This is a genomic window from Pseudorhodoplanes sp. (assembly GCF_035565795.1).
Lineage (GTDB): Bacteria > Pseudomonadota > Alphaproteobacteria > Rhizobiales > Xanthobacteraceae > Pseudorhodoplanes.
Map to the genome: position 1 here is coordinate 1 of NZ_DATMRV010000072.1, position 8,891 is coordinate 8,891.

An 8,891-nucleotide genomic window follows, 5' to 3' on the forward strand; every position below is an offset into this window, starting at 1 on the left:
CTTTGGCCCGTTCGGCCACGACTTCGGGGAGGAGCGGTTTTGTTGCCATGCGCTTCATAACGCGCGTTGGCGCGCTAAGTTCCACGAGAATCCGGCCGGAACCCCGGTACGCGCCAGCTCAGCAGCGTAATCAATCCACCAGGCTTCTGAACACAAAGCCTCCGGCCAACATCAGGATACAGACGAGCACAAGCGAGATGCCCTGCGCGGCCCAGACGGACGGGATGCGGGCCTTGCCGTCGCGCGCGCGGACGGCGAGCAGGAGGCCAAGGAAGACGGCGAAGAGGCCAATTGCAGCGGCGATGTTGAGCATGATCGCACCTCTGCGAAAAGCTCACATGTCCGCGCGGCCCGGCCACCTAAAATTCCCGTAAATTCGGAGGCTTTAGCCTGCGCGGCGGGGGGCTGACGCGTGCGTATGGAACTGCGGCCGCGCGGGACAGCTGGGGCAGCGAGCCGGTGCGCCCTTCGCATGCGCATATCCATCTATCCACATGCGTGCTGAACGTTCGGCGAACGACTATTCGCGGGTGTCGTCGCGCAGGTACAAAGGCGAAACGGTTTGGGGGCTTTCGAAATGATGTCGCTGGTGATGCTAATCGGGTTGGCGGCCGCGGTTTGCACGACGCTGGCCTATGCCCCGCAGGTCATCAAGGCATGGCGCACGCGCCAGACCAAGGACATCTCGCTCGGCATGTTCGTGCTGATGGTAACGGGTGTCGTGCTGTGGCTGGTCTACGGCGTTCTCATCGGGGATGTCCCGCTGATCGTGGCCAATCTCGTGACGCTTTCGCTGGCGGGCACGATCCTCGTGCTCAAGCTGCGACACGGTTAGTCGGATGAATCCGGCGGTGAAAACCGCGCGACCATCTGTTGATTGCGCCAAAGCTCGACCGCTCGCCCGTCGTGATGGGCAATCGCCCGCGCCCTGTCCTTGGCCGTCTCTTCTGTATCGACTCTGAGGATTGCGGTGGTCGACGCCTGGGTCGGATTCGAATGAAGGATCAAAAGAAATTCGAGCATGTTTACGCCTGACAATTGCAGACATGGGGATGCGGGATACCGGCGGCATTGAGGTTGATTTGAATCAATGACAAAGCCGATCTGGCCGCCCCGCACATGGATTTCGTGATGTTGGTTTATGCGGACGTCTGACGACGCGCCTCGACGGGGTGGGAAGACGCCCCGGACATGCTTAATTGTCAGAGCGATCTTCGTAGAAATAGAACCGGCCGGGCATCCATGTTTGACGACTGGAAACCATGGCGCGGGTCATACGGCGCGATGCCCGTGTGGGAACCGCGCTGTCGCCGCGGCGTCGCAATCCCGCCGGACAGGCAGGGCAGGGCGGGCATCATCATTGCGCTCTGGATGGCACCGGTCGCGGCGACTTTCTGGCTCGCGTGCCGATATCTCTCGCGTTAGGCCCGTGCGGATCTCAAATCAGACCTCCCGGTGTCCAAACAGGCCAGTACCCACTTTCGGAACTATACCCTCTAGACATGTAGAACCGGACCTGCTATAAAATGGTCATTCTCCGGTGGGGAGGGGACCATGGCGACCAAAGGCCCGAATATCCGTGAGTTCCAGAAGCGGTTTCCCGACGAGGACACCTGCCTGACCCACCTGATGAGGACCCGGTACGGCGAGCGGTTCAGCTGCCTGAATTGCCAAAAGGAAGCGACCTTTTACCGGGTCAAGAACCGGCGCTGCTTCGAATGCGAGCATTGCGGCTATCAGGTCTACCCGACCGCCGGGACGCCCTTCGAAAAGACCCGGACGCCACTGCGTGACTGGTTCTTTGTCATGTTCCTGTTCTGCGCCTCACGGAACGGCGTGGCGGCCAAGGAGGTCGAGCGCCAGCTTGGCGTGACCTACAAGACCGCTTGGCGCATGTGCTTCCTGATCCGTGGCTATATGGGCTACGTGGACGGCGATACGCCGATGGGCGGCCCCGGCGGCGGCATTGTCGAGGTCGATAAGACCTTCATCGGCGGCAAGGACAAGCGCGGCGAAGGCGACAAGTCGGTTGTTCTCGGCATGGTCGAGCGGGGCGGCGATGTCGTGACCCGTCACGTTGCGGATCGTACCGCTTATAGCGTCGTGCCGCAGATCAGGAAGCACGTTAAGCCGGGGTCGTTCATTCACACCGACGAAGCGGCGGCGTTCCGGTCACTGACGGAGCGTCACGGCTACGCTCACGAAACCGTCGATCACTCAGAGAAGGAATATGTTCGCTTCACTGACGGCGAACCGGTTGATACGAACACGATTGAAGCGTTCTGGTCGCAGGTGAAGCGCGGGATCAACGGGACTTATATTTCCGTTTCGAAGAAGTACCTGCAGACTTACCTTCGCGAGTTCGAGTATCGCCATAACCTGCGCCACGCGCCTTATCTGATGTTCGATTGTCTCCTTGCTGCTTTCCCAAAGGTTCAGCTTGAGAGGCCATGACTTGAAGGAGTTGGTCGAAGCGTTGGCTCGTTTGCGATTTTTTCATTCGGCGGCCTTCAGCTTTGGTTGTTTCGGGGCAGGTGCGGCAAAGCGCTCGGAGCCGAATTGAACTATTTTAAGTAGCGTAGCTCGCCGGAATCGCTTCTTGAATATTTTCTCGTCGTATTCAAAAACGAGCGTCAATTCGTCATAGTTCTGAAAGAATTCCTCACTGGTTGGGTGGTTCGTTTTCCCGTCATCGGGCGCTCGGTAGTCTCTTAGGAGGCGAGCAGAGCAGAGGAACCAAGTGCCGGAGGGGATCTCTTCTATATTCTCCGCAGATTCGAATGTTGGGCCGCACTGGATTTTTACGGGGACATTCGGAACACCGCGCGCCTCTAGATAGAAGCGCTTTGGCTTAATGGCTCCCCGATTTGCGCGGAGACCGCAGCAAAATTCGTAAACGATCGGCGTTCGCACCGATGGAAGCTTGTCCACCTGCAGGACGCATCCAAAGCGCCACGACACCTGCCTCAGCGGGTTAAGATACCCAACCCAGAACGGAGGCCAGCAAGTGCCAGGTCTTGGCACAAACGTCAGCGCATAGATAAAAATTAGCGCGGCCTCGATCCCCAAAACGAGGAGGAATGTCGAGAGGCGCGGGTTCGATTCCCACCAGTTGTAGGCTGCCAAGAAGGAGGTCAAGGCGCTGCCCCCCGATAGCCAAGTATAAGCTGATGCGACGTTGGTGATGTGGCCAACGGCTGCCGATGCCTGCTTAAACATGGTCGCGACTCCCGCCCGTAGGCGATCCTAGGGCTAGTAGGGGAGTTCGCAATATGTCCCTTCATTGGGCTACATGTCCAGAGGGTATAGTTCCGCCCACTTTCCAAAAAGAACATATTGCGAACAAGGAACAAATAGGGTACATTCCTTTCAAGTCAGATTGAGACCGCAAAACCGCGGGACGGACGCCGAAGGTGCCAGACGGTGCATTCACGCCGCCCGAATCGTCAGTCATAAGGAGCGACAATGGCCCAGGCCGCCCTGCGTTTGGTTGAAGGTTCCTCCATGGACAAATCGAAAGCTCTTGACGCCGCGCTCTCGCAGATCGAGCGCGCATTCGGCAAGGGTTCGATCATGAAGCTCGGCAACTCCAAGTCCGGGATGGAAGTCGAGACGGTGTCGACCGGCTCGCTCGGTCTCGATATCGCGCTCGGTGTCGGCGGGCTGCCGCGCGGACGCATCGTGGAAATCTACGGGCCCGAATCCTCCGGCAAGACCACGCTCGCGTTGCACACCATCGCGGAAGCCCAGAAGAAGGGCGGCATCTGTGCTTTCGTCGACGCCGAACATGCGCTCGACCCGATCTATGCCAGGAAGCTCGGGGTCAATGTCGATGATCTCCTGATTTCGCAGCCCGATGCCGGCGAGCAGGCGCTGGAAATCGCCGACACGCTGGTTCGCTCCGGCGCGGTCGATGTGGTGGTGGTCGATTCGGTCGCAGCGCTCGTGCCGCGCGCCGAACTCGAAGGCGAGATGGGCGATTCGCTGCCCGGCCTGCAGGCGCGGCTGATGAGCCAGGCGCTCCGCAAGCTGACCGCCTCGATCAACAAGTCCAAGACCATGGTGATCTTCATCAACCAGATCCGCATGAAGATCGGGGTGATGTATGGCTCGCCGGAAACCACGACCGGCGGCAATGCGCTGAAATTCTATGCGTCCGTCCGGCTCGATATCCGTCGCATCGGCGCGATCAAGGATCGCGACGAGGTGGTGGGCAACCAGACCCGCGTGAAGGTGGTGAAGAACAAGCTCGCGCCGCCGTTCAAGCAGGTCGAATTCGACATCATGTATGGCGAGGGCGTGTCCAAGACCGGCGAGCTGATCGACCTCGGCGTGAAGGCCGGGGTGGTCGAGAAATCCGGTGCCTGGTTCTCCTATGACAGCCAGCGGGTCGGACAGGGACGCGAGAACGCCAAGACCTTCCTGCGCAACAATCCCGATGTCGCTGCCGCGATCGAGGCTGCCGTGCGGCAGAATTCCGGACTGATTGCCGAAAAGATCCTGGCCGGTGAGCAGGATCGGGACGAGGGCGAAGGCGGCGACGCCGAGGAGTGAGGCGTTTCTTCCTGGTCGTCACGACGGGGCGCGCGAGGCGCGTCCCGATTTTGCCGGGACGGGCGCCACGGGGATGGCCGCTGCCCCTCTGACTTTGTGCCTGCCTGACTGCCTGATTGAGTTTTAGCCGGAGTGCCTCCAACCGCGTCGCCGCGCGGGCCGGGCGAGAGGGCCGCTTGCCTCGCGGTCCCGCTCCCCGGCGTTTTTTTGCGCGGAAAGGTTGGCCTACGCGGCCGGCCGCCAGCTGTCCAACGGATCGCCCAAAGAGGCGCCGGAGCGTCCGGGAGGGGCCCTGTCGGCGGTCACCGGCAACATCCCGTAAGCTACGATTCTGTGGGACTAAGTCCTGCAAGCGCCGGAAATCGCACCGTTTCTGGACTTGGCCGGACCGCATCGCTACATATCCCCCGACATATCAATCCGAGCCGGGCCTTCCATCCCGGGGCAGACAGGGGCCGCGGGCATTCAGGCTGTCGCGGCGGCAAAGACTTTCATGAGCGGCGTCAACGATATCCGGGCAGGCTTCATCGACTATTTCGCGCGCAACGGCCATGAGGCGGTCTCCTCTTCGCCGCTGGTGCCGCGCAACGACCCGACACTGATGTTCACCAATGCCGGGATGGTGCAGTTCAAGAACGTGTTCACCGGCCTCGAAAAGCGGCCCTACAGCCGGGCCGTGACCGCGCAGAAATGCGTGCGCGCCGGCGGCAAGCACAACGACCTCGACAATGTCGGCTACACCGCGCGCCATCACACCTTCTTCGAGATGCTCGGCAATTTCTCGTTCGGCGACTATTTCAAGGATCGCGCGATCGAGCTGGCCTGGAATCTCGTCACCAAGGACTTCGGGCTGCCGAAAGACAAGCTGACCGCGACCGTCTATGTCGACGACGATGTCGCGTTCAACCTGTGGAAGAAGATCGCAGGCCTGCCCGAGAGCCGCATCATCCGCATCGCGGGCTCGGACAATTTCTGGGCGATGGGCGATACCGGTCCGTGCGGACCGTGCTCGGAAATCTTCTACGACCATGGCGACAAGATTCCCGGCGGCCCTCCCGGCTCGGCCGACCAGGATGGCGACCGCTTTATCGAGATCTGGAATCTCGTGTTCATGCAATACGAGCAGATGCCCGATGGCACGCGCGTCGAATTGCCGAAGCCCTCGATCGATACCGGCATGGGGCTCGAGCGTATCGCCGCCGTGCTGCAGGGCACGCATGACAATTACAACATCGACCTGTTCCGCGCGATCATCCAGGCGATTGCCGAACTGACCAAGGTGTCGCCGGACGGGCCGCAAAAGGCCTCGCATCGGGTGATCGCCGATCACCTGCGCGCCTCGTCCTTCCTGATTGCTGACGGCGTGCTGCCGTCTAACGAAGGCCGCGGCTATGTGCTGCGCCGGATCATGCGGCGCGCGATGCGTCACGCCGAACTCCTTGGCGCGCGCGAGCCTCTGATGTGGAAACTCGTGCCGGTGCTGGTGCGCGAGATGGGGCAGGCCTATCCGGAACTGCACCGCGCCGAGGCGCTGATCACCGAGACGCTCAAGCTGGAAGAAACGCGCTTCCGCAAGACGCTGGAGCGCGGCCTAGCGATTCTGGAGGACGAGTCGAAGGGACTGAAGCAGGGCGATGCGCTGAAGGGCGAGACCGCGTTCACGCTTTACGACACCTACGGCTTCCCGCTCGATCTGACTCAGGATGCGCTGCGCCCGCGTGGCATCTCGGTCGACGTGTCCGGCTTCAATGCCGCGATGGAACAGCAGAAGGCCAAGGCGCGCGAGTCCTGGAAGGGCTCCGGAGATGCTGCGGCCGAAACGGTGTTCTTCGGTTTGCGCGAAAAGCTCGGTGCGACCGAGTTTCTCGGCTACGAGACCGAGAGCGCCGAGGGCGTCGTCACCGCGCTGCTGCGCGAGGGCAAGGAAGCTGCCGAACTGAAAAAGGGCGAGACCGGCGCCGTCATCGTTAATCAGACGCCGTTCTACGGAGAGTCCGGCGGCCAGGTCGGCGATACCGGCGTGATGACCGCCGATGGCGTGCGCTTCCGTGTCACCGATACGCAGAAGAAGGCGGGCGACCTGTTCGTGCATCTCGGTATGGTGGAGGAGGGCACCTTGAAGCCCGGCCTCGCGCTGCAGCTCGATGTCGACCATGCGCGGCGCGGCTCGATCCGCGCCAACCACTCCGCGACGCATCTGCTCCACGAAGCGCTGCGGCAGATCCTCGGCGATCACGTTGCGCAGAAGGGCTCTCTGGTCGCACCGGACCGCCTGCGCTTCGACTTCTCGCATCCCAAGCCGATGACGGCGGAGGAAATCGAAAAGGTCGAGGATCTCGCCAATGATTTTGTCACCCAGAATTCTGAAGTCACCACGCGGCTGATGGCGATCGACGATGCGCGTGCCTCCGGCGCACGCGCGCTGTTCGGAGAGAAATACGGCGACGAGGTCCGCGTGGTCGCCATGGGGCAGGGCGGCGGCAACACGCTCGGCTGGTCGGTCGAGCTGTGCGGCGGCACGCATGTGAAGCGCACCGGCGATATTGGCATCATTTCGGTCGTGTCGGATTCCGGCGTCGCCGCGGGGGTGCGGCGGCTCGAGGCGCTGACCGGGCGCGCGGCGCGCAAGGCGGCGAATGCCACGATGCAGGCCGCGCAGCAGGTCGCAACCGATCTTCTGCGCGTCTCGGTCCCGGAAATGCCCGCGCGCATCACCCAGCTTCTCGACGAGCGCAAGAAGCTCGAGCGCGAACTCGGAGAAGCGAAGAAGAAGCTCGCGATGGGCGGCGGCGGCAAGGCCGGCGGCGATGATGCGATCAGGACCATCGGCGATGTGAAGCTGCTGGCGCGTGCGGTGTCCGGCATCGATATCAAGGACCTCAAGGGCCTCGCCGACGAAGGCAAGAAGCAGGTCGGCTCGGGCGTCGTCGCGCTGGTCGCGACCAGCGACGACGGCAAGGGCAGTATCGTGGTCGGCGTCACGCCCGATCTCGTCTCGCGTTTCTCGGCGGTCGATCTCGTTCGCAAGGCGTCCGAGGTGCTCGGCGGCAAGGGCGGCGGCGGCAAGCCGGACATGGCGCAGGCTGGCGGGCCGGACGGCTCCAAGGCCGATGCCGCGCTGAAGGCGATCGAGGCCGCGCTCGGCGCCGGGTAAATTGCCTTTCGGTCCCCGCGGACGCGGGGACCGAAATCATTGCTCGGGCGAGCCGTCTGCGAGGTGAGGACGCCGGGCCGCTTCCGCGCCACTGGGGGGACTGAAATAGTGCTGCACGCCGAACACCTGAAAGGCATCCTGATCTTTCTCGTGGCCGCCGGCATCCTTGTGCCGCTCCTGCATCGTTATCTCGGCACCGTTCTCGGCTTCCTCCTGGTCGGTCTTGTTCTCGGGCCTTACGGCGTCGGATATCTCGACGACTATTGGCCGATCCTCAGCTACATCACGCTGGAGGACCCGAAAGCGGCGGAGCCGCTCGCCGAACTCGGCGTCGTGTTTCTGCTGTTCCTGCTCGGCATGGAATTGTCGCTGCCGCGGCTTTGGCAGCTGCGTCGCTATGTGCTCGGCGTCGGCCTTGTGCAGGTTGGCGTCTGCATTGTTGCGATCGGCACGGTGATCCGCCTCAGCGGCATCACGCCGCCGGCGGGCCTGATCCTCGGCATGTGTTTCGCGCTGTCATCGACCGCGATCGTGATGCAGCTTCTGATCGATCAGCATCGCGCGGCGTCTGCAGTTGGCCGCGTGGCGCTGTCGGTACTTCTGTTTCAGGATCTTTGCGTGGTGCCGGTCCTGTTCACCATCGGCATCCTGGAAGCGCGAAGCGCTGGCGACAAATCGCTGGTCGATCTTGTGCTGCCCTTCGCCCAGGCCTTCGCTGCCGTCGCCGTCATTATGGTGGTCGGCCGCTATATCGTGACGCCGCTGATCCGATCCGCGGCGCGCACCGGCAGCCGTGAACTGATCATGGCGATCACGCTGACCATCGTTGTCGGCATCTCGTCCGCCACCGGCGCGTCCGGTCTGTCAGTTGCGCTCGGCGCGTTTCTTGCGGGGCTGCTGCTGTCCGACAGCGAATACCGGCATCAGATCGAAGTCGATCTCGACCCGTTCAAGGGGCTGCTGCTCGGCATCTTCTTTGTGTCGGTCGGCATGGCGATCGACCTGAAGGTCGTGTGGGCCCATATCGGCTGGATCCTGTTGTCGCTGATCGGACTGATCGTCATCAAGGCCGTGGTGCTTTATACGGCTGCGCGGATCTTCCGGGTCGAACGCCACCTCGCGGCCGAGGTCGCATTGCTGCTGGCGCAGGGCGGCGAATTCGCGTTTATCGTGATCGGACTTG

Annotated in this window: 8 protein-coding genes; 5 read left to right on the forward strand and 3 right to left on the reverse strand. The window is 62.2% G+C overall.

The features are described from left to right. Nucleotides 1-130: 130 nt before the first annotated feature. Entirely contained in the window at nt 131-313 is a 183-nt protein-coding gene (locus VNZ93_RS07530) for a hypothetical protein (RefSeq protein ID WP_325702365.1), read from the reverse strand. 249 nt (nt 314-562) lie between these two features. Between VNZ93_RS07530 and VNZ93_RS07535 the strand changes: the two genes are divergently transcribed. After that, complete coding sequence (locus VNZ93_RS07535; protein WP_414710009.1) at nt 563-835, forward strand: SemiSWEET transporter; 273 nt, start codon at nt 563-565, stop codon at nt 833-835. Here the strand turns inward: VNZ93_RS07535 and VNZ93_RS07540 are convergent. Beyond that, nucleotides 832-1,023: a hypothetical protein gene (locus tag VNZ93_RS07540; protein WP_325702368.1), complete on the reverse strand. Its 192-nt coding sequence runs from the start codon at nt 1,021-1,023 to the stop codon at nt 832-834. The genes VNZ93_RS07535 and VNZ93_RS07540 overlap by 4 nt on opposite strands. Nucleotides 1,024-1,554: 531 nt before the next feature. On the opposite strand from VNZ93_RS07540, the gene VNZ93_RS07545 reads away from it, so the two are divergent. Continuing rightward, the gene (locus VNZ93_RS07545) at nt 1,555-2,454 is read left to right on the forward strand and encodes an IS1595 family transposase (protein WP_325702371.1); all 900 of its coding nucleotides are present in this window, start codon (nt 1,555-1,557) and stop codon (nt 2,452-2,454) included. A gap of 42 nt (nt 2,455-2,496) precedes the next feature. Here VNZ93_RS07545 and VNZ93_RS07550 read toward each other — a convergent pair whose 3' ends face one another. Continuing rightward, on the reverse strand, nt 2,497-3,219 hold the full coding sequence (locus VNZ93_RS07550) for a hypothetical protein (protein ID WP_325702374.1): 723 nt from the start codon (nt 3,217-3,219) through the stop codon (nt 2,497-2,499). Between the two features lie 246 nt (nt 3,220-3,465). On the opposite strand from VNZ93_RS07550, the gene recA reads away from it, so the two are divergent. The 3 genes from recA to VNZ93_RS07565 form a co-directional block, all read left to right on the forward strand. Continuing rightward, on the forward strand, nt 3,466-4,554 hold the full coding sequence (gene recA / locus VNZ93_RS07555; RefSeq protein ID WP_325702377.1) for a recombinase RecA: 1,089 nt from the start codon (nt 3,466-3,468) through the stop codon (nt 4,552-4,554). A 493-nt stretch (nt 4,555-5,047) separates the two neighbouring features. Continuing rightward, on the forward strand, nt 5,048-7,708 hold the full coding sequence (gene alaS / locus VNZ93_RS07560) for an alanine--tRNA ligase (protein ID WP_325702380.1): 2,661 nt from the start codon (nt 5,048-5,050) through the stop codon (nt 7,706-7,708). A 108-nt stretch (nt 7,709-7,816) separates the two neighbouring features. Next, on the forward strand, nt 7,817-8,891 hold a 1,075-nt coding region (locus tag VNZ93_RS07565), incomplete at its 3' end, for a cation:proton antiporter (RefSeq protein WP_325702383.1).